Genomic DNA, 20,538 nt, shown 5'->3' with positions numbered 1-20,538 from the left:
TATGGCAAGTGTGTATTCCGTTACCCAGGTCAATGCCTATATTAAGAATATGTTTGCCCAGGATTTTGCCCTGAACCGGATCTCCGTTAAGGGTGAAGTGTCCAACTGTAAGTACCATACCTCCGGCCATATTTACTTTACCTTAAAGGACGGGAAATCGTCTATGGCGGCAGTGATGTTTGCCGGGCACAGGAAAGGTCTTGCTTTTAATCTGGAGGAAGGGCAGCAGGTGGTGGTAAAGGGCAGCGTGGAGGTCTATGAGCGGGACGGAAGATACCAGCTCTATGCCCAGGAGATTACAAAAGAAGGAATCGGTGATCTGTTCGAAAGGTTCCAGAAACTGCGTGATGAACTGGAAGAGATGGGGATGTTTTCCCCTGAATATAAGAAACCCATTCCAAAGTATGGGACAACCGTAGGAATCGTAACGGCTCCTACCGGTGCGGCTATCCGGGATATTATGAATATATCGGCCAGACGAAACCCTTATGTGCAGCTTTATCTCTACCCGGCCCTTGTCCAGGGGGAGAGCGCAAAGGAAAGCATTGTAAAGGGGATCGAGACCCTGGACCGGATGGGACTTGATGTCTTAATCGTAGGCAGGGGCGGCGGTTCCATTGAGGATTTGTGGGCATTTAATGAGGAAATTGTGGCAAGGGCTGTTTTTAACTGCAGCACTCCTGTGATCTCTGCTGTAGGCCATGAAACCGATGTGACCATCGCTGATTATGTGGCGGACATGCGCGCCCCCACACCTTCTGCAGCCGCTGAGCTGGCTGTATTTGATCACAGCCTGTTTGAGGAGCAGGTGGAGATGTACGGCCACACGCTTTTAAGGACCATGGAAAGGAAGCTGGAACGCTGTCGGTTCCATGGAAACCAGTATGCCTTAAAGCTGAAACTGCATGACCCCAAGCGCAGTATCCATGAAAGCAGGCAAAGGCTTGTGGACATGGAGGACAAGTTAAAAAGCCTTATTCTGTCCAAGGCGGCCTCAGACCGGTCAAGGGTGGAAGAAGGAAAACTTCGCATAAAACAGCTCATAGAAAAGCAGGCAGTCCGGGACAGACACAGGCTGGAGCTTTTCATCAGCCGCCTGGAAGCAGAATCCCCTTTAAAGAGGATGGGAGGCGGGTACGGTTTTGTAACCGATGAAAAAGACAAGCGGATCGATTCCGTGAAGCAGGTAAAAGCCGGTGACAGGATAGGACTTAGGCTTAGGGATGGAAGCATGGAGGCGGTGGTTTCCCGCGTTGCTCCGGCGGAATCCGGTTAATTTGGCAGCCGGCGTGACGAAGTTCATGGAGACAGGAAATAAGGAGAACCTGATTTATGGCGGCAAAAAAAGAAAAAACCATTGAAGAGACATTTGGAGATCTGGAAGAGCTCATTAAAAAACTGGAAAGCGGAGAATGCTCCCTGGAGGAATCCTTTCAGTATTATGAGACCGGCATGAAGCTGGTAAAGTTCTGCAATGAAAAAATAGATAAAGTTGAAAAAAAGATTATCGTGTTAGAGGAAAATGGTGAGGAACATGAACTTTAAAGAAATGTTTTCTGCCCGCACAGAGGAAGTTAAACAAGTTGTGGAGTCATATCTTCCTCCTGTGGAGGGTTATCAGAGTACGGTGCTTGCGGCAATGGACTACAGTGTCCGGGCTGGAGGAAAGAGGCTTCGTCCGATGCTGATGGAAGAAACCTACCGCTTATTTGGCGGCCGGGGAAAAGAGATCGAGCCTTTTATGGCGGCGATTGAGATGATTCACACTTCCTCCCTGATCCACGATGACCTTCCCTGCATGGATAATGATACCCTGCGCCGGGGACTTCCTACGGCATGGGTCAAGTACGGCTATGACATGGCGGTGCTGGCGGGAGACGGCCTGCTGATTTACTCCATGGAGACAGCTGCAAAAGCCCTTTCCATGACGGACAGACCGGATTTGGTCGCCAGATGCATGGGGATTTTAGCAGAAAAAACAGGAATCTTTGGAATGATAGGCGGGCAGACCGTTGATGTGGAGCTGGCAGGAAAGCCTGTTCCAAGGGAAAAGCTTGATTTCATTTACCGGTTGAAAACCGGGGCGCTTTTAGAGGCCGCCATGATGATCGGAGCTGTTCTTAGCGGAGGGAATGAAAAAGAGCTGAAGGTGGTAGAGAAAATGGCCTCCTGTCTGGGACTGGCATTTCAGATACAGGATGATATCCTGGATCTAACCAGCAGTGAAGAGGTTCTCGGAAAGCCTGTACTCAGCGATGAAAAGAACCATAAGACCACCTATGTAACCCTTGAAGGAATGAAAAAGGCGAAGCAGGATGTAGAGATGATTTCGGAAGAGGCAATTTCCTGTCTCCATGAGCTTCCCGGGAAGAATGAATTTCTGGAAGCACTGATCCGGATGCTGGTGAACCGGGAAAAGTAAGTTGCAGTTCAGCCCTGCAGAACCATAACGCAAATAAAGGATCTGATAAGAATATGATACTGGAATTAATTAACGGGCCAGAGGATATTAAAAATCTGACAAAGCAGGAGCTTGATATATTAAGCCAGGAAATCCGCGACTTTTTGGTAGGAAAAATAAGCATAACAGGGGGCCATCTGGCTTCCAACTTAGGTGTGGTGGAACTGACCATGGCCATTTACCTGGCTTTTGACCTTCCAAAGGATAAGGTTATCTGGGATGTAGGACATCAGTCCTACACCCATAAGATATTAAGCGGCAGGAGAGAAGAATTTGACGACCTGCGGCAATACGGCGGCATAAGCGGCTTCCCCAAGAGAAAGGAAAGCCCCTGTGATGCCTTTGACACCGGACACAGTTCCACCTCCATTTCGGCAGGGCTGGGACTGGCCCAGGCAAGGGATGTGCTGGGAGAGGATCATTTTGTGGTATCCGTCATCGGTGACGGCGCCTTAACAGGCGGCATGGCCTATGAGGCTTTAAACAATGCGGCCAGAATGAACAAGAATTTCATTATTATTCTCAACGATAACAATATGTCCATCTCAGAAAATGTAGGAGGTATGTCTACCTATTTAAACAGCATCCGTACCGGAGAAGGGTATCTGGATTTAAAGAGGCACGTGACCAACGTGCTGTCCCGGATTCCGGTTGTAGGAGAACAGATCATCGATAAGATCAGCAGGACAAAGAACGGCATCAAGCAGCTGCTCATACCTGGGATGCTGTTTGAGAATATGGGAATCACCTATCTTGGCCCGGTGGACGGTCATAATATAAAGGCTCTTTCCAGAGCCCTTCGGGAGGCAAAGAAGCTTCCACATACTGTGCTGGTCCATGTGATCACCCAGAAAGGTAAGGGGTATGCCCCGGCGGAGAAGAATCCTTCCAAGTTCCATGGGGTTGATCCTTTTGATATCATCACCGGAGATCCGATAAAGAAGAAGAAAAATCCCAGCTATACGGATGTGTTTTCCAAAACCATCTGCCGTCTGGCTGAGAAGGATAAAAGAATTGTGGCGGTAACGGCAGCCATGCCGGATGGCACAGGCTTAAAGCGGTTTTCCCGTCTGTACCCTGACCGCTTTTTTGACGTTGGAATTGCAGAAGAGCATGCGGTGACTTCGGCAGCCGGAATGGCGGCAGGCGGCTTAAAGCCGGTTGTGGCCGTTTATTCGTCTTTTTTGCAGCGCAGCTTTGACCAGATTCTCCATGATGTGTGCATCCAGAATCTGCCTGTGGTCTTTGCCATAGATAGGGCGGGACTTGTTGGCAGCGACGGGGAGACCCATCAGGGGATTTTTGACTTATCCTATTTAACTACGATTCCGAATATGAGTGTATTTGCGCCGAAAAATTTATGGGAGCTTATGGATGGGATGGAGTTCGCTCTGTCCTACAATGGTCCGTTTGCGGTGCGCTATCCGAGAGGAGAGGCTTACCAGGGCTTAAAGAACTTTCGTGCTCCCATTGAATACGGTAAGGGAGAGATGCTCTATGAGGAAGAGGACATTGCTCTTTTAGCAGTAGGCAGCATGGTGAGCACAGGGGAGCATGTAAGGCAAAAGCTGAAAGCAGAAGGCTGGAACTGCACTCTGGCCAACGGACGTTTTGTAAAACCCTTTGACCGGGAGCTGGTGGACCGTCTGGCAAAGAAGCACTGGCTCATAGCGGTTCTGGAAGAAAATGTCTTCCAGGGAGGATTTGGTCCCGGTGTCACCGCCTATATCCACGAGCATTATCCACATGTGAAGGTCATGAATATCGCCCTGCCGGATTCCTATGTGGAGCATGGCAACGTATCCCTGCTTCGGAAGGGGTTGGGAATTGACAGCGATTCTATCATATGGAGACTTAAAAAGGAATATCTTGATATGGAGCGCCAAAACGCGGAATGGAAAAGGCTGAAAGAAAATACCTTGCAGCCTTAAAGTTGTGAATTAACTGGATATGCAAGCATATCCGTTTGATGCATCTAGAACAAATTACAAAGATAAAACAAGGGAAATGAAAAAGGAATGAAAGAACGGTTGGATGTGCTTTTAGTAAAGCGGGGACTGGCTGAATCCAGGGAAAAGGCAAAAGCTGTCATTATGTCCGGGATCGTCTATGTAGGCGGCGAGAAGGAGGACAAAGCGGGTACCACATTTGATGAAAATGCAAACATCGAGGTAAGAGGAAGTACTCTGCGGTACGTGAGCCGTGGCGGCTTAAAGCTTGAAAAGGCCATGACTCATTTTGACGTGACCCTGGAAGGCAAGGTATGCATGGATGTAGGGGCCTCCACAGGCGGTTTCACGGACTGCATGCTTCAGAACGGGGCCATTAAGGTTTATGCGGTGGATGTTGGTCATGGCCAGCTTGCATGGAAGCTGAGGAACGATGAGCGGGTGGTGTGTATGGAAAAAACCAACATCCGTTATGTTACTCTTAAGGATATGGCTGACCCAATAGAATTTTCCTCCATTGATGTTTCCTTTATTTCTCTGACAAAGGTGTTGGGACCTGTGAAAGCCCTTCTAACGGATGATGGGGAGGTCGTGTGCCTTATAAAACCCCAGTTTGAAGCCGGCCGGGAGAAGGTAGGGAAAAAAGGTGTGGTAAGGGAGAAGTCCGTCCATCTGGAGGTGATCCGGATGGTTATTTCCCATGCGTTGAGCATTGGTTTTAAGGTGCTTCATCTGGAATATTCCCCCATTAAGGGGCCGGAAGGGAACATAGAGTATCTCCTTCACTTAAAAAATCATCAGTCAGGAGAAGTATGCCTGGAAGGTGACTTTGATCCGGAACGGATTGTGGAAGAGGCTCACGGCGATTTAATAAGCCGCTAAGGCGGCCTGTTACAAGCAAGCAACGAAGCGGATTGCTCGTATCTTTGCAGGTAAGGAGTTTTATTATGAAGTATTATTATGTAATCATGAACCCTGATAAAGAGGGGGCCAGAGAGACTGCAAAAGCCATTCGTGACTATCTTACCGGTCATGGGGCGGTTTGTCTGATCGGGGGAGAAGACCGGGAGAAGAGGCAGGGGAAAAGCCATTATACCGATGCTGCCATGGTTCCTGAAGAGACGGAGTGCATCATCACTTTAGGCGGCGACGGAACCCTTATACAGGCGGCCAGAGATTTAGCGGGCCGGAATATTCCCATGATTGGGATCAACCGGGGAACCCTTGGGTACTTAACACAGGTATCCCGTACAGAGGATATCAATGACGCTCTTTCCGCCCTTCTTGCCAGTGATTATAAGCTGGAAGAGCGGATGATGTTAGACGGCAGTATTTACCGGAAGGGAACGACTGTCTGCCAGGATATTGCCTTAAATGAAATCGTCATAACCAGAAGTGAGCAATTAAAGATGCTTCAATTTAAGGTTTATGTAAATCAGGAATTCTTAAATGAATACCGGGCGGATGGGCTCATTGCGGCAACGCCCACCGGCTCCACCGCCTACAATCTTTCCGCAGGAGGGCCGATCATTGTACCGGATTCTAAAATGGTGGTCCTGACTCCTATCTGTTCCCATGCCCTGGGGACAAGGAGTATCGTCCTTTCCGCCGATGATTGGATCCAGATTGAGATGACAGGGAAAAAGGGCGTAAGCCAGGCTGCGGTATTTGACGGAGATACGACCACGGAGCTCTATCCAGGCGATTGCATAGAGATACGCCGGTCGGATATTAAAACCATACTGATAAAGCTGAAAAACATATCATTTTTAGATAACCTGCGCAATAAGATGGCTGGTATATAGGGAGGGGCACTATGAAACTGGAACGACACAGCAAAATTGTGGAACTTATTGGAAAACACGAGATTGAGACCCAGGAGGAGCTGGCTGATTATTTGAATCAGGCTGGCTTTACAGTCACTCAGGCGACGGTTTCCAGAGACATCAGGGAGCTGAAGCTTACAAAGGTTCAGTCTGAGTCAGGAAAGCAGAGATATGTGGTGCTTCAAAACCAGGGTACCTTCAGCGACAAATACATCCGGATCCTGCGGGATGGCTTTTTAACTATGGACATGGCACAGAATATTCTGGTCATTAAGACCGTATCCGGCATGGCCATGGCAGTGGCGGCAGCCCTTGATGCCCTTCATTTCAGTGAAATGGTAGGTTGCATTGCAGGCGACGACACCATTATGTGCGCCATACGAAGCGCCGATGATACCATACTTATGATGGACAAACTAAAAAAACTCATTACGGGATAAAGGAGGCCGCCATGCTTTCAGAATTACACGTAAAGAACTTAGCCCTGATCGAAAAAGCCGATGTGGAATTTGGACAGGGCTTTAATGTCCTGACCGGCGAAACCGGAGCCGGCAAATCCATTATTATCGGTTCGGTTACCATTGCCCTGGGAGGCAAGACACCGAAGGATATCATTAGAAAGGGCTCGGAATACGCCTATATTGAACTGATCTTTACGGTCAGGGACCGGGAGAAAGTCCGCCTGTTAAAGGCGTTTGACGTTTATCCCGATGGGGATGGCACTGTGATCATTTCAAAGAAGATCATGCCATCCAGAAGTTTAAGCAAAATCAATGACGAAACCGTAACCGCAGGAAAACTGCGGGATATCACGGGCCTTCTCATCGATATTCATGGACAGCATGAACATCAGTCTTTACTCTACAAATCAAAACATCTTGAGATTCTGGACCGCTACCAGGAGAAAAAGTCCCATGAGCTAAAAGAGAATATTGCAGATACTTATCGGGAATATGTCCGGCTAAAAGACCGCCTTTCCTCCTTCCTGCTTGATGAGGAAGCCAGGCTCAGGGAAATGGACTTTATCCGCTACGAGATAGAAGAGATCGAGAATGCCGGATTAAAGGAAGGGGAAAAAGAAGAGCTGGCCTCCAGATACCGTCTTTTTTCGAATGCAAAAAAAATAACCGAAAGCCTTTCCAGCGCTTATTCTGCTGTGGATTCGGATGTTATCAGCCGTGCGTTAAAAGAGGTGGAAGGAGTCGCTTCCTATGATGACAGGCTCTCTGCCATAAGGGACCAGCTATTTGATGCCGATTCCATTTTAAGTGATATCAGCCGGGAAATAACCTCTTACATGGATGATATGTCCTTTGACGAAGATGAATACAGGCAAATGGAAGAGCGGCTTGACGTCCTGCAAAATCTGGAAGCAAAATATGGAGGAAGCTTAATACAGATTTTTAAGAATCTGGAAGAAAAGCAGAAACGCCTGGAAGAGTTGGAGGATTATGACGGGGCCAGAAAGAAGACGGCAGAAGAACTCCAAAAGGTTTCGGACCGTCTGGAGCTTCTTTCCGGACAATTATCCGAAATGAGAAAACATACGGCGAAGGAGCTGACAGAAAAGATAAGGGAAGGTCTTAAAGACTTAAATTTCATTGATGTGGAATTTTCCATGGAGTTTTCACGTATTGGGCACTATACGGCTAATGGCTTTGATGAGGCGGAATTTTTAATCTCCACCAACCCGGGAGAAGCTTTAAAGCCTTTGGGCATGGTAGCTTCCGGCGGCGAGCTGTCCAGGATCATGCTGGCGATTAAGACTGTGCTTGCGGATACCGATGACATACCTACTTTGATATTTGATGAGATCGACACCGGAATCAGCGGGCGCACGGCCCAGAAGGTATCGGAAAAGCTGGCTTACATTGCCGGGAACCATCAGGTGATCTGCATCACTCATCTGCCTCAGATCGCTGCCATGGCTGACTGCCATTACGAGATCGCAAAAGCGGTGGAAGAGGGCAGGACGGCCACTTCCATACACCCTTTGAGCGGGGAAGAGGTGGTAGAGGAGCTTGCAAGGCTTTTGGGAGGCGCGGAGATAACCGAGGCAGTGAGAGCCAATGCAAGGGAAATGAAGCGGCTGGCAAAAGAAGGCAGATAACTTTTTGACTTTTTGCAAATGATAATGACAACCGGGAGTATGAGAGCATGATTGGACTTGGAACACTGATTAATGTGGCGGGGATTGCGGCAGGAGGCTTGGGCGGCCTTCTCTTTGGGAAGAAGATGGAGGAGCGCTATCAGCGTACGCTGATGAGCGGGGCCGGGATATGTGTGCTGTTTCTTGGTATTGAGGGCGTTATGGAAGAAATGCTGGTCATCCGGCAGGGAGAGCTTGCCGGCAGGGGAACGATGATGCTCATCCTCTCTTTTTTCATAGGATCGCTCCTTGGAGAGTGGATGAACATTGAATCAGCCATGGAACGGTTTGGAGAATGGCTTAAAATAAAAACAAACAGCGGCGGCGATGCAAAATTTGTAGACGGATTTGTAACGGCCTCTCTTACGGTCTGCATCGGAGCCATGGCAGTGGTTGGCGCCATCAAGGATGGGATTTCCGGGGATTATACGGTTCTTGCTGCCAAAGCGCTCCTGGATTTGATCATCATTCTGGTCATGACGGTTTCTCTTGGAAAAGGGTGTATCTTTTCGGCCATTCCGGTTGCCCTGTTTCAGGGAACCATAACCCTTCTGGCAAGATTGATTGAACCCGTTATGACGCCCCAGGCCCTGTCAAATTTGTCCTTAACCGGTTCGGTCTTGATTTTTTGTGTGGGCATGAATCTTATCTGGGGAAAGATGATCAAGGTGGCTAATATGCTTCCGGCCATCTTTTTGGCTGTGGCTTTTGCTTTTTTTCCTTAAGCCACCTTTGGAAGATAAACCGATATCGTTGAATTGAAAGGAAATAATATTGAAGGGTTATATTGCTGAATGTGTAAACATTTTAGGTGGTTTTTGCGGGAAGAGGGATGTTCCTGCATTGACATCAGATGATCTGAGAAATAAATATGGAATAGAACAAGCAGATGTAATGGTCCTTTTCGGCGGCAGCATTAAGTGCGGCGGGGATATCCTGGCTCATGGGATGCAAAAGGGAATCGCAAAAAAATACATAATAGTAGGCGGGGCAGGTCATACAACAGAAACCCTGCGCCTAAGAATGCATGAAGAATTCCCGGATATAGAAACAGCCGGTTTGCCGGAAGCAAAAATATTTGATGCATATATAAAACACAGGTATGGGTTAAAGGCAGATTTTCTGGAATGCAATTCTACAAATTGCGGGAACAATATTACATATCTTCTGGAACTGCTGAAGGAAAATAACATTTCTTTTAAAAGTATCATTCTTGCACAGGATGCATCGATGCAGCACCGAATGGAAGCAGGACTTAGGAAGTATGCTGCTGACGATGTGATTATCATAAATTATGCCGTATACTGCGCTCATGTGATAGTAAAGAACTCGGAGCTGTTTTTTGAAGAAGAAATATGGGGAATGTGGGACATAGACAGTTATATAACGCTGTTAATGGGTGAGATTCCCCGATTGTCAGACAATGCAGACGGATATGGGCCGAGAGGCAAAGGGTTTATTGCCCATGTGAATATACCGGAAGAAGTTGAGAATGCTTTTGAGGGATTGAAAAAAGAGTACGCTGATATGGTTAGGGCAGCAAATCCCCTGTATGCGTCAGCAGAATAATTTTCTATTTGCCTGCTCATTTTCGCTTTCTCTTCCTCGTCCGACATGATTTTGAGCTGTACCCTGGGGGATAAAATGCCGCAAACCGCATAAACACTATGTTTTTGCAGGATTGCGGCATCTTTTTGTATTCTTTTATTTTTCAGAACGGCTGCATCTTTTACTATCTGGGTCTTTCCTAATTTATAATGATTACTTTTTATTGAGATTTTCTAAGATTTCATTATAACGTTTTGTTGCTAATGCGCTTGGTTCCCCCTTTTTACAGAAAGAGAGTTTTGCCAATTTAGGGACTACGCGCTCAACTATGATTTGACCGTGAACGGTTTTTGACTTTAAAATTTCAAATGCTTCCAGGAAACGGCTATCGTTTTTTGCACGGTCATAAAAAGATAAAATATAGACATATTCAAACAAATTGTAATTGCGAAATGGGTATTCAACCTGCATAAAGAGCGTTCCAATACCATAATGACAAGGACCGATGGGTTTACGTATGATCCAATGCTCAAGCAAAAAATCTACGGCTTTATCAAGTGCCTGTTCTTTATTTAGAAAATCGCTAAATCGAAAGGCATCAAGCACATTCAGTGTAGGTTTTGGATTGGAATACTCCGTTTCTTCTCCATGCCCATATGAAAACTTATTGCAGCGCCAGCCTCCGTCTTTATATTGTGTATCCAAAAAGTGCCGGAAGGTTTTTTGAATTCTGTTATCAGAGTCATATCCCAAATGACACAATACATTAGCAGCTATTGCCGTTTGACATGGATAAATACTACCTTTGGGATATATTTTAAAACGCCCGTCATCCTGCCATACACTGAAAATTAAATCAGCAGCAGCTTTTAAAACAGGATCTTCTGGCGGCATTCCAAGCTCCGATAAATAAAGCACGCTGTCAAATGTTGAAAACGGGGATCCTTTCAAAAGCCGTTTGTCTGGAGTTGCCCATAGGTCAGCCCCATTGTCATGTCTATGAGATAATATTGTTTCTACATCTGATAAGTATTGATTTTCCACCGCCATTATATCATCCTCCCCACCGGTTATGCCGCTTATTTGATTATCAATAACCCAAACTTTATGGTCTATATACTAATTCAAATTCCTCACATACTACCGGCATATCTTCATCAAATAGTCTTCCGGCTTCAGACATATTTTGACTAAAAAATTCAATGTGTACTTTTCTCCAATATTCCAATGAACCATCGCCTTCGCCTTCTTTCCCAGCGTGTTCCTCACGAACCTCCCTAAATGGAACGATATAAACTTTCGTTGTTTTAATAATACATACCGCTTCATCTTTTGAGTCGAGAATAATACTATAATCTCCTGCTTTTGGCAGTGCTTCGTTTTCCACTTCATATAAGGGATATGCAGAGGCTGTTCCGGTTTTAATGCCTCTTAGTACTAAATCTGCTAGCTCATCGGCATCAACACCAAACGCCCATGACTGATATTCTGTTTCCTTAATTTGATTTCCAGTCACAAATTCATTCCACATTTGTTCTGCATTCATTATATTATAATCCCCCTTTCTTTCCGGATTTTTAAAACAGCAAACGATAAATTCACTTCGTATCAGCTCCCCTTTTATTAGAGAATTATACAATATTTCCTGCTTTAATTCTACACTATTTTGTAATGTGCTCTAATTACAAAAAGGTAAAAGGGGTTAGGGATACCGGGACAGAAGGGAAAGAAAACGTATGAAATCAGTGGAAAAGCCTTTATTTAAGCCAATTTCAACAATTTGCTTTGTACACTTATTAATCATTTTTTATTGTTTAATCAATAAAAAAAAGGAGATCATAATAGTAAATAAAAAGAATGTGCATAACATCCTTTTTTGAAATTATTGAATTTGAAAAGTTCAGCCAGAAGGAACAAAAGGCTAAAATAGATTTTCATTCTATTGAAAAGCTGCCACCGAAAGAAAATAGTTACAACTAAAATATGACAGTGTGATTTAAATAATTTCTCACATACTAAGAGAGGAGCAAAAAAATTGTCTCCTTTCATTCACCTAAGGAGGTATGCGAGATGGGAAAAAATAAATTTCATAAATTTATAGTAAGAGCGTTCTGGATCAGCCTGATCTTTTGCATCGGATTTTCCTGGTTCTATATGAAGCGGGTAATTCCCGACAAGTTGAATATCGTTGCACAGGAAGAAGAGCAGTTTCATTTCTCCATGCCTTTTGATGTAACGCTGTCTTCCGACAGCGAGGAAGTGGTATTAAATAACGGAACAAATATTCCTTCCGATAAGATCCATCTTCAAATAAACCAGCCATTTTCCCTATATTCGGAAAACCAGGGAAGTTATAAGCTGGGGCTAAAGCTGTTTGGATGGATCCAATTAAAGGACATACAGGTGAATGTAGTAGATACCAAATATGCCATTCCTTGCGGCACTCCCATTGGGATCTACTTAAAATCTGACGGTATCATGGTGATTGGTACCGGTGATGTGACAAAAAAGGACGGAATGGTTGTGGAACCGGCTTTCGGGGTCCTGCAATCAGGGGATTACATTGAAGCCATCAATGGAACGCCTCTAAAAGATAAGGAAACTCTGATGAACGAGCTGAGTAAAATAGGCGCTGCTGAGGCAGTGCTAAAAGTCAGACGGAGCGGGGAAACCATTGATGTAAAGATGAATCCCACGGAAGCGGAAGACGGAACCTACAAGCTGGGAGTCTGGGTCAGGGATGACACTCAGGGAATTGGTACCATGACTTATGTGGACATGAACGGACAGTTTGGCGCACTGGGCCATGGAATCAGCGACAGTGACACCGGTAATGTAGTCCAGATTACCGATGGAGCCCTTTATGAAACAGCGATCCTGGGAATTGAAAAGGGAACCTTTGGAAAGCCGGGTGTGATGAGCGGTATCATCTATTATGGACCAGGCTCCACCCTGGGAACCATTACCGCCAATACAGAAGAAGGAATATTTGGAAATGTAAATGAGAGATTTAAGCAGAGCATGGGACAGGATGCCATTCCCATTGGCTATCGGCAGGATGTGAAGAAGGGAACGGCCTACATCCGAAGTGATGTATCCGGAAAAGTAAGAGATTATGAGATTGAAATACAGCGAGTGGATTATTCCACCACTCATAAAAGCAAAGGAATGGTGATTAAGGTCACGGATCCGGACCTCTTGGCTCTGACCGGCGGCATCGTACAGGGCATGTCAGGAAGCCCGATTATGCAGGATGGAAAGCTGATAGGGGCCGTAACCCACGTGTTTATCCAGGACTCAACAAGAGGGTATGGTATATTCATCGAAAACATGATCAATCACTGAGTTTAAAAGCCAGGAAAGAAAAGAACAGAATCGTAAGTACTTGCGGCGCCGTTCTTTTCTTTTTTCCTATTTTTGTTTAAATAATAATAATTACAACGGATTTTAGAGAAAGAATATTGTTTTAGGGAGTTTTTAACAATAAATATACAGATATATTTTACTTAATAGTCGAAATGTAGTAATTTAAGTTACAAAAAATGTGTAATTTTATAAATTATGCTTTTCAAGGTAATTATAATGTGATAATATAAGAACCGTGGGATGGAAAATTTCGGAATTTTTTTGACGACAAGGAGTTTCAATTTTCAACACTGTTGAAGTATAAGAAGCCCGGCAGTGCTTTAGACCGGGGGAGGGCTTTTCGACCTCTGACGCATCAAAGGTAAAAAAGTATTCCGGAATATCACTTAAAAAACAGTTCCTTTTGTCGAATAATGCGATAGAATCCCATTGCGGCATGAGCCAGGGCAAGACTATAATGGCTTTACACTAGTTTTAATCTATTTAAAAGAATCAGAAGGAGAGTACCAATATGTCAGAAATTAGTATTGCGATTGCGGATGATAACCTGCAGACATTGAATCTGCTGAATGATATACTGGAGGGAGAGGAGGATTTTCACGTAGTAGGAAGAGCGGATAATGGCGAAGACGCTTATAACATGATCCTCAAAACAAATCCTGATGTTGTCTTATTGGATGTAATTATGCCGAGAATGGACGGAATAACGGTAATGGAGCGGGTACGCGGAAATGGTGCAGTTACAAAGATTCCGTCGTTTATCATGGTAACAGCAGCAGGAAGCGAGAATATCACTGAAGATGCTTTCCGAATGGGAGCAAATTACTACATAATGAAGCCGTTTAATAAGGATATTATCGTCGATAAGGTACGAAGAGTAGGACAGAGGAAGTCGAAAGCTCCCAGCCTTCAGGGGATGAAAAAAGTAAAACCCTATGTCAATAAAACGGAATACATGGAACAGAACCTGGAAAATGATGTAACTCAAATGCTTCATGAAATTGGCATTCCTGCGCATATTAAGGGATACCAGTATTTGAGGGATGCCATTGTCATCTCCGTACAGGATCAGGAAATGCTAACCTCTGTGACAAAGATACTCTACCCATCTATTGCAAAGAAACATCAGACAACTCCCAGCAGAGTGGAGCGTGCCATTCGTCATGCTATAGAGGTGGCATGGAGCAGGGGAAAGATGGATACCATCAATGATTTGTTTGGATATACGGTAAGCACCGGCAAAGGAAAGCCTACGAATTCTGAATTTATTGCTTTAATTGCCGATAAGATAAGACTGGACTATAAAAAACTTTCCTAATTTGTAAATTTTGATACTTCCTTATTTCCTTAAAATGCAGTATACTAAATAAAAATCGGCAATACCCCAGAGGGAAAGGATAAGGGAGGTTTTTGGATGAAGAAGATATTATTCGTAGCATCAGAGGCAGTACCTTTTATTAAAACAGGAGGTCTCGCAGATGTTGTGGGATCCCTTCCCAAGTGCTTCGATAAAGAGTATTTCGATGTAAGAGTCATGATTCCCAAATACCTGTGTATCAAGGAAGAACTGAGAAACCAGATGACCTATATTGACCATTTTTATATGGATTATCTTGGACAGAACAGGTATGTGGGAATTCTACAGTATGTTTATGATGGCATTACCTTTTACTTTATTGATAACGAAGAATATTATAACGGTTCCAAACCCTATGGGGACTGGTACAATGATCTGGAAAAATTTTGTTTTTTCTCCAGAGCAGCCTTGTCAGCCCTCCCAGTCATCGGCTTCCAGCCTGATGTAGTTCACTGCCATGACTGGCAGACAGCCCTTATTCCTGTTTTATTAAAGGACCGTTTTCATGATGGAGAGTTTTTCCGGAAAATGAAATCCATAATCACGATTCACAATTTAAAGTTCCAGGGCGTATGGGATGTTAAGACCATACAAAAGCTTACCTGCCTTCCGGATTATTATTTTACGCCGGATAAGCTGGAGGCTTATAAGGATGGCAATCTGTTAAAGGGCGGCATTGTTTACGCCGATGCCATCACTACGGTCAGCGATACCTATGCGGAAGAAATCAAGATGCCGTTTTACGGAGAAGGGCTGGATGGCCTGATGCGTGCACGGGCAGGCAGCCTCCGGGGGATTGTCAACGGCATTGATTATGAGGAGTTTGATCCGGAAACCGATCAGTATATTGAAAAGAATTATAATTTGAAAAATTTCCGAAAGGAAAAGGTGAAGAATAAGCGGGAGTTGCAGCAGGAACTGGGACTGAATCAGGATGAGAAGAAGTTTATGATCGGTATCGTTTCCAGGCTGACAGACCAGAAGGGACTGGATCTGATCCAGTGCGTGATCGATGAGCTGTGCAGCGATGATATCCAGCTGGTAGTCCTTGGTACAGGGGAAGAACGGTATGAGAATATGTTCCGCCATTATGCGTGGAAATACCAGGATAAGGTTTCCGCCAATATTTATTATTCGGAGGCAATGTCCCATAAGATTTACGCCGCATGTGATGCGTTTCTTATGCCATCCCTGTTTGAACCATGCGGGCTGAGCCAGCTTATGGCTCTCCGGTATGGCACCGTGCCCATTGTACGGGAAACCGGCGGTTTAAAGGATACGGTAGAGTCGTTTAATGAGTTTGAGAACCGGGGAACCGGCTTTTCTTTCTCCAATTATAACGCTCACGAGATGTTAGGAATTATCCGGTACGCGGAGGGGGTTTACTACGATAAGAAGCGTGAGTGGAACAAAATCATTGACCGCGCCATGGCAAAGGATTACTCATGGAAAACTTCAGCCATGAAATATCAGGAACTTTATGATTGGCTGATTGGTTATTAAGCAGGCCATGGATCAGGAAAGAAGCGTTAGAATAAGGATGGAAAACATGTATTTAACCCGGGAAGAAAAAGAAGAAGCGATCCGATGGGCAGAAGATTCTACCTGGGTAGAACGGGAAGACTATTGTGAAGATACGGATTATATGGACTGTGTCAGGGACATCATAGATAGTCCGGTATTTCAGTCCATGGATAATTATATGCAGCATGGCGATACAACCTGCAAGGCCCACTGCATTAAGGTGTCCTATATGGGCTACCGCATCTGCAGGAAGATGGGCTGGGATTATGAAGCAGTCGCAAGAGCTGGTCTTCTACATGATTTGTTTTTGTATGACTGGCACACCCATGCAAAGGAAACCGGGGAGCACTTCCATGGTTTTACTCATCCCCGGGCTGCATTAAATAATGCGGTAAAATATTTTGAACTGACAGAAAAAGAGAAAGATATGATCTTACGCCATATGTGGCCGCTGACGCCAATCCCCCCAAAGAGCTGGGATGGGATGGTGATCATTTATTCAGACAAATTTTGCGGTCTCATTGAAACAATGGCCAGGATCAAGCGTTGGATCTTATTCGGTTTTGGAAAGAAGAGCGCTGCATAAGACGGAGGAAACCATGACATTTTGGGAAGATTTACTTGGGAATCAGGTTTTGATCACTGGAGTTGCCGGTTGGATGGTAGCACAGGTTTTAAAAACAATCATTGATCTGGCCCTAAACAAAAATTTTAATCCGGAGAGGCTTGTGGGATCTGGGGGTATGCCCAGTTCCCATTCCTCAACGGTATGTGCATTGACGACCGCCGCCATTTACCGCTATGGCGTCGGTTCTTTTGAGTTTGCGGTCAGTTTTGTCCTTTCCATGATTGTCATGTATGATGCCATGGGAGTACGCAGGGAAACTGGAAAGCAGGCCAAGCTGTTAAACAGCATTCTGCTGGAAAATCCATTTGAGCTTAGCGGAGAGATACTACAGGAAAGGCTTAAAGAATATGTGGGACATACTCCTCTCCAGGTAGCGGCAGGGGCAATTTTAGGAATCTTGCTTGCGCTTTTTATCGCGCAGTATTATTAGTCAAAAACTCGCAGAAAGTATCCTGGTATTTGGCCTCGTGGGCAGTCGCCAGGGTCAAGTGAGCTTGACTATGGCTCGTTGCATCCACGGGAATAAAGAAGAAAGTTTTCTGGGAATCGTAAGAAAATAGTCCTTGATTTCTTAAGATATCCATATTATACTTTAACAAGTTCAAAAATTGTTAAAATTGGAGGTAAAATGGATATGTCAATTTATCACGGGATAAACTGTTTTTTCCTGTTCAGTTTTCTTGGATACCTTCTTGAATGTACCGTACTCAGCTATGAGAATAAAAGGCCTGTGCTGAATCGTGGATTTGGGCATGGACCATTTTGTATCATCTATGGATTTGGCGCCGCTGGAGCAATGATCCTGCTTAAGCCTCTGGCAGGCAATCCGATTCATCTTTACTTTGCCTCTATGGTTATGGCAACCTTTATGGAGCTTGTGACAGCTCATATGATGATAAGGCTGTTTGGTTCTTTCTGGTGGGATTACAGCCGGAAGCTGTTTAATTACAAAGGGATCATCTGTATGGAAAGCAGCATTGCATGGGGATTTTTAGGAATTTTTTATTTCCGGTTCCTAAACGGATTTGTCAGTGCGATGGCAGGAATGATTCCGGAAAATTTTGAACGGTTGGTGGCATTGAGCCTTTTGATTTTTTACATGGCTGATTTCACATATACCATGAGAATGCGGCTTCGAAGTGACTGTGACGATGATGATGCGTCTATGATCGGGCGTTTGAAAGTATATTAATGAAGGCGGGATTCGATATGGGTCCCGCTTATTTGCTATTTTATACCATAAAAGCAATGAGCCAAGTGCCGCTTTCGCGGCATTTGGCGAATGCAGTACGATAATAGACGCTTGCGTCTATTATACCATAAAGTATGGAAGAGTAACATGGAGGTTAGAGATGAATAAGATAGACAAGCTTGTGCTGGCTTCAGCTTCGCCAAGAAGGAGAGAACTTCTGGCTCAAATCGGGATAGCGCCGGAGGTCGTGCCAAGCACCATAGAAGAGAAGATCACCACGGACGTTCCGGAGGAGGCGGTGATGGAGCTGTCCCGCCAAAAGGCGGAAGACGTTGCCAGCCGCCAGCAGGCAGGGACTTATGTCATCGGCGCGGATACCATAGTTGCAGCCGGCGGTGAGATTCTGGGAAAGCCGGTCAGTCATGAAGACGCTTACCGGATGATCTCCCTGATAGAAGGGAAGACCCATCAGGTATACACAGGGGTTACCCTGGTGTATTGTGGAGTTGGTGGGAATAAAGTTAAGTCATTTGTGGAAAAGACCGATGTCCATCTCTATCCCATGTCAGACGGGGAGATAAGAACTTATGCAGACAGTGGGGAGCCTATGGACAAAGCCGGGGCGTATGGGATACAGGGAAAATTCGCGGCTTTTATTAAAGGGATTGACGGCGATTATAATAATGTAGTAGGATTGCCTGTAGGACGTGTGTACCAGGAGATAAAGCAGATGTTTGAACAGGAGGGCAAGGAATGATTAAACTGATTGCATCGGATATTGACGGGACTCTTGTGACGGATGGAAGCCACGAGCTGAATCCTGAGCTGTATGATGTAATTTTAAAGCTGCGTGCAAAAGGGATTCAGTTCGCCGCGGCCAGCGGACGCCAGTGGCTCAGCATTGAATCAATATTTGAACCCATTAAGGAAAAAGTATTCTATCTTTCGGATAACGGTGCCTATGTAGGCTGCCATGGGAGGAGTCTGTACATCAACACCATTGAGCGAAAAACGGTCATGGATATGGTGTATGAGGTTAGGAATATGGAAGGGCTTGATATCCTGCTCAGCGGACCTGATGTGATATATGCGGAGACGGAAAACCGTGAATTCCTGGACTGGATCGTAAACGGCTACCGGTTCCATGTGAAGCAAGTGGAGGATTTGACCAGGGTGGAATCTGAATTCATCAAGGTCTCCGTGTACCGCAAGACAGATGTGGAGGCTCATACCAGAACCTTGAGGGAAAAGTATGCGGACCGCCTTAAGATGACCATAGCAGGTGACATGTGGCTGGACTGTATGAGACCGGGAATTAACAAAGGGCAGGCGGTGAAGCTTCTTCAGGAAAGCCTGGGAATCAAACCGGAAGAGACCATGACCTTTGGCGATCAGTTAAATGATATTGAAATGTTAAAGCAGGCTTATTACAGCTTTGCCGTAGGAAACGCCAGGGAAGAAGTAAAGGCCGCTGCCAGATTCCGGACGGACACTAACGTAAATGACGGGGTCCTGAAAATACTGAAGCTGCTTTAAGCAGCGTGAAAAGAGGTATGCTCATGAAAGGTCAACGTAAGAGTGTGGGAAAAGTCCTTCTGACTGCTGCGGCGGCAATCGCCCTGCTGTCCGGGTGCAGAGCTAATATCCCCCTTGTTTCTGAATCTTTTGAGACAAAGGCATATACGCTGCCCCAATCTATGGTAATTGTAGCTACAGAGAGGAACCGGTATCAGCAGATTTATACCAACCAGATCTGGGGAGTGGACTTACCAGGCGGACAGACCTTTGAAACCTATCTGGTGGATCAGGTGAAGGAATTTCTTCAGGAAATGAAGATGATGAATCTTCTGGCAAAGAATAAGGGAATCACCTTAACCAGTGCTGAAAAAGAAGAGGTCCGTAAGGCTTCAGAAGAATATTTTTCTTCTCTGACAAAGGAAGATATCTCCTACATGGGAGCCACAGAAACGGATGTGCGGACGATGTATGAAGAATATTATTTATCCAATAAGGTTGTGGATGAACTGACAAAGGACATGAATCTGGAGATCAGCGACAGCGAAGCCAAGGTGATCCAGGTGGATCAGATTGTTGTGTCCGATGGGGCCGTAGCTTCGGATGTGCTTTTAAAGGCAGAAGCCGAAGGGGCTGATTTTTCCTCGCTTGCCAGGGAATATTCGGAGAATCCGGCCACCACATGCAAGATCGGCAGAGGGGAGAACCCAGGCCCCTATGAGGATGCTGCCTTTTCTCTTACTGCAGGACAGATCAGTCAGGTGGTGGAGGATAAGGGCAAATATTATATCATCCATTGCGTAAACGATTATGATGAAGACGCCACCCAGGAAAGGAAAGCCGGGCTTTACCGGAAACGGAAGAGGGAAGCCTTTGATCAAATCTATTCCCAGTTTAAGAAAGAAAATCCGGTCACCTTCAGCACTGAGATTTGGAAGGATGTAAAATTCTCCAAAGATGACAGGACAACTGCCACGAATTTTTTTGAAATATATAAGAAGTATTTTTCTGACTAACCATAGG

Annotated in this window: 21 protein-coding genes; 19 read left to right on the top strand and 2 right to left on the bottom strand. The window is 45.2% G+C overall.

What is annotated here, in order from left to right; all coding sequences use genetic code 11:
* Position 1: 1 nt before the first annotated feature.
* From xseA to AC27IJ_RS14020, 10 genes are all read left to right on the top strand, one after another.
* Entirely contained in the window at positions 2-1,276 is a 1,275-nt protein-coding gene (xseA, locus tag AC27IJ_RS14065) for an exodeoxyribonuclease VII large subunit (protein WP_312445261.1), read from the top strand.
* Between the two features lie 56 nt (positions 1,277-1,332).
* Positions 1,333-1,545, top strand: coding sequence for an exodeoxyribonuclease VII small subunit (gene xseB / locus AC27IJ_RS14060; protein ID WP_312445262.1), 213 nt, complete (start codon positions 1,333-1,335; stop codon positions 1,543-1,545).
* The gene (locus AC27IJ_RS14055; protein WP_312445263.1) at positions 1,535-2,422 is read left to right on the top strand and encodes a polyprenyl synthetase family protein; all 888 of its coding nucleotides are present in this window, start codon (positions 1,535-1,537) and stop codon (positions 2,420-2,422) included. The genes xseB and AC27IJ_RS14055 overlap by 11 nt, the downstream gene beginning before the upstream one ends.
* Before the next feature lie 53 nt (positions 2,423-2,475).
* Complete coding sequence (gene dxs, locus AC27IJ_RS14050) at positions 2,476-4,392, top strand: 1-deoxy-D-xylulose-5-phosphate synthase (protein ID WP_312445264.1); 1,917 nt, start codon at positions 2,476-2,478, stop codon at positions 4,390-4,392.
* An 87-nt stretch (positions 4,393-4,479) separates the two neighbouring features.
* Positions 4,480-5,292, top strand: a complete 813-nt coding sequence (locus AC27IJ_RS14045; RefSeq protein WP_312445266.1) for a TlyA family RNA methyltransferase — start codon at positions 4,480-4,482, stop codon at positions 5,290-5,292.
* A gap of 65 nt (positions 5,293-5,357) precedes the next feature.
* Positions 5,358-6,215 carry an NAD(+)/NADH kinase gene (locus tag AC27IJ_RS14040; RefSeq protein WP_312445268.1) on the top strand — a complete coding sequence of 286 codons (858 nt, stop codon included), beginning with the start codon at positions 5,358-5,360 and terminating at the stop codon, positions 6,213-6,215.
* Between the two features lie 11 nt (positions 6,216-6,226).
* Entirely contained in the window at positions 6,227-6,676 is a 450-nt protein-coding gene (gene argR, locus AC27IJ_RS14035) for an arginine repressor (RefSeq protein ID WP_312445270.1), read from the top strand.
* Between the two features lie 11 nt (positions 6,677-6,687).
* Positions 6,688-8,346 carry a DNA repair protein RecN gene (gene recN, locus AC27IJ_RS14030; protein WP_487149423.1) on the top strand — a complete coding sequence of 553 codons (1,659 nt, stop codon included), beginning with the start codon at positions 6,688-6,690 and terminating at the stop codon, positions 8,344-8,346.
* A 47-nt stretch (positions 8,347-8,393) separates the two neighbouring features.
* Positions 8,394-9,110 (top strand): DUF554 domain-containing protein, encoded by a 717-nt coding sequence (locus tag AC27IJ_RS14025; protein ID WP_313155120.1) that lies wholly within the window; start codon positions 8,394-8,396, stop codon positions 9,108-9,110.
* A 118-nt stretch (positions 9,111-9,228) separates the two neighbouring features.
* A complete protein-coding gene (locus tag AC27IJ_RS14020) occupies positions 9,229-9,954 on the top strand; it encodes a YdcF family protein (protein WP_487149421.1) in 726 nt (241 codons plus the stop codon).
* A gap of 192 nt (positions 9,955-10,146) precedes the next feature.
* Here AC27IJ_RS14020 and AC27IJ_RS14015 read toward each other — a convergent pair whose 3' ends face one another.
* Positions 10,147-10,983, bottom strand: coding sequence for a prenyltransferase (locus AC27IJ_RS14015; protein WP_312445275.1), 837 nt, complete (start codon positions 10,981-10,983; stop codon positions 10,147-10,149).
* Between the two features lie 55 nt (positions 10,984-11,038).
* Complete coding sequence (locus AC27IJ_RS14010; RefSeq protein ID WP_312445277.1) at positions 11,039-11,479, bottom strand: ASCH domain-containing protein; 441 nt, start codon at positions 11,477-11,479, stop codon at positions 11,039-11,041.
* Between the two features lie 524 nt (positions 11,480-12,003).
* On the opposite strand from AC27IJ_RS14010, the gene spoIVB reads away from it, so the two are divergent.
* The 9 genes from spoIVB to AC27IJ_RS13965 all read left to right on the top strand — a co-directional run bounded on the left by spoIVB (position 12,004) and on the right by AC27IJ_RS13965 (position 20,531).
* The gene (spoIVB, locus tag AC27IJ_RS14005; RefSeq protein ID WP_312445279.1) at positions 12,004-13,278 is read left to right on the top strand and encodes a SpoIVB peptidase; all 1,275 of its coding nucleotides are present in this window, start codon (positions 12,004-12,006) and stop codon (positions 13,276-13,278) included.
* A gap of 532 nt (positions 13,279-13,810) precedes the next feature.
* The gene (gene spo0A, locus AC27IJ_RS14000; RefSeq protein ID WP_312445281.1) at positions 13,811-14,617 is read left to right on the top strand and encodes a sporulation transcription factor Spo0A; all 807 of its coding nucleotides are present in this window, start codon (positions 13,811-13,813) and stop codon (positions 14,615-14,617) included.
* Positions 14,618-14,713: 96 nt separating this feature from the next.
* On the top strand, positions 14,714-16,159 hold the full coding sequence (gene glgA / locus AC27IJ_RS13995) for a glycogen synthase GlgA (RefSeq protein ID WP_312445282.1): 1,446 nt from the start codon (positions 14,714-14,716) through the stop codon (positions 16,157-16,159).
* 37 nt (positions 16,160-16,196) lie between these two features.
* Entirely contained in the window at positions 16,197-16,766 is a 570-nt protein-coding gene (locus AC27IJ_RS13990) for an HD domain-containing protein (RefSeq protein WP_312502364.1), read from the top strand.
* A 13-nt stretch (positions 16,767-16,779) separates the two neighbouring features.
* The gene (locus AC27IJ_RS13985; protein WP_312502176.1) at positions 16,780-17,238 is read left to right on the top strand and encodes a divergent PAP2 family protein; all 459 of its coding nucleotides are present in this window, start codon (positions 16,780-16,782) and stop codon (positions 17,236-17,238) included.
* A 204-nt stretch (positions 17,239-17,442) separates the two neighbouring features.
* Complete coding sequence (locus AC27IJ_RS13980) at positions 17,443-18,000, top strand: putative ABC transporter permease (protein WP_312445346.1); 558 nt, start codon at positions 17,443-17,445, stop codon at positions 17,998-18,000.
* A 160-nt stretch (positions 18,001-18,160) separates the two neighbouring features.
* Entirely contained in the window at positions 18,161-18,757 is a 597-nt protein-coding gene (locus AC27IJ_RS13975; protein ID WP_312445284.1) for a Maf family protein, read from the top strand.
* Complete coding sequence (locus tag AC27IJ_RS13970) at positions 18,754-19,536, top strand: HAD family hydrolase (protein WP_312445286.1); 783 nt, start codon at positions 18,754-18,756, stop codon at positions 19,534-19,536. Before AC27IJ_RS13975 ends, AC27IJ_RS13970 begins: the two co-directional genes overlap by 4 nt.
* 23 nt (positions 19,537-19,559) lie before the next feature.
* Positions 19,560-20,531 carry a peptidylprolyl isomerase gene (locus tag AC27IJ_RS13965; protein WP_312445288.1) on the top strand — a complete coding sequence of 324 codons (972 nt, stop codon included), beginning with the start codon at positions 19,560-19,562 and terminating at the stop codon, positions 20,529-20,531.
* Positions 20,532-20,538: the final 7 nt, after the last annotated feature.

Source organism: Lacrimispora sp. YZC11 (genome assembly GCF_057543815.1).
This window is presented reverse-complemented; position numbering and strand designations above follow the sequence as displayed.

Bases quoted from the DNA above. Each gene is read 5' to 3' on its own strand.
- xseA (WP_312445261.1), top strand. From the start codon at position 2: ATGGCAAGTGTGTATTCCGTTACCCAGGTCAATGCCTATATTAAGAAT.
- xseB (WP_312445262.1), top strand. From the start codon at position 1,333: ATGGCGGCAAAAAAAGAAAAAACCATTGAAGAGACATTTGGAGATCTG.
- AC27IJ_RS14055 (WP_312445263.1), top strand. From the start codon at position 1,535: ATGAACTTTAAAGAAATGTTTTCTGCCCGCACAGAGGAAGTTAAACAA.
- dxs (WP_312445264.1), top strand. From the start codon at position 2,476: ATGATACTGGAATTAATTAACGGGCCAGAGGATATTAAAAATCTGACA.
- AC27IJ_RS14045 (WP_312445266.1), top strand. From the start codon at position 4,480: ATGAAAGAACGGTTGGATGTGCTTTTAGTAAAGCGGGGACTGGCTGAA.
- AC27IJ_RS14040 (WP_312445268.1), top strand. From the start codon at position 5,358: ATGAAGTATTATTATGTAATCATGAACCCTGATAAAGAGGGGGCCAGA.
- argR (WP_312445270.1), top strand. From the start codon at position 6,227: ATGAAACTGGAACGACACAGCAAAATTGTGGAACTTATTGGAAAACAC.
- recN (WP_487149423.1), top strand. From the start codon at position 6,688: ATGCTTTCAGAATTACACGTAAAGAACTTAGCCCTGATCGAAAAAGCC.
- AC27IJ_RS14025 (WP_313155120.1), top strand. From the start codon at position 8,394: ATGATTGGACTTGGAACACTGATTAATGTGGCGGGGATTGCGGCAGGA.
- AC27IJ_RS14015 (WP_312445275.1), bottom strand. From the start codon at position 10,983: ATGGCGGTGGAAAATCAATACTTATCAGATGTAGAAACAATATTATCT.
- AC27IJ_RS14010 (WP_312445277.1), bottom strand. From the start codon at position 11,479: ATGAATGCAGAACAAATGTGGAATGAATTTGTGACTGGAAATCAAATT.
- spoIVB (WP_312445279.1), top strand. From the start codon at position 12,004: ATGGGAAAAAATAAATTTCATAAATTTATAGTAAGAGCGTTCTGGATC.
- spo0A (WP_312445281.1), top strand. From the start codon at position 13,811: ATGTCAGAAATTAGTATTGCGATTGCGGATGATAACCTGCAGACATTG.
- glgA (WP_312445282.1), top strand. From the start codon at position 14,714: ATGAAGAAGATATTATTCGTAGCATCAGAGGCAGTACCTTTTATTAAA.
- AC27IJ_RS13990 (WP_312502364.1), top strand. From the start codon at position 16,197: ATGGAAAACATGTATTTAACCCGGGAAGAAAAAGAAGAAGCGATCCGA.
- AC27IJ_RS13985 (WP_312502176.1), top strand. From the start codon at position 16,780: ATGACATTTTGGGAAGATTTACTTGGGAATCAGGTTTTGATCACTGGA.
- AC27IJ_RS13980 (WP_312445346.1), top strand. From the start codon at position 17,443: ATGTCAATTTATCACGGGATAAACTGTTTTTTCCTGTTCAGTTTTCTT.
- AC27IJ_RS13975 (WP_312445284.1), top strand. From the start codon at position 18,161: ATGAATAAGATAGACAAGCTTGTGCTGGCTTCAGCTTCGCCAAGAAGG.
- AC27IJ_RS13970 (WP_312445286.1), top strand. From the start codon at position 18,754: ATGATTAAACTGATTGCATCGGATATTGACGGGACTCTTGTGACGGAT.
- AC27IJ_RS13965 (WP_312445288.1), top strand. From the start codon at position 19,560: ATGAAAGGTCAACGTAAGAGTGTGGGAAAAGTCCTTCTGACTGCTGCG.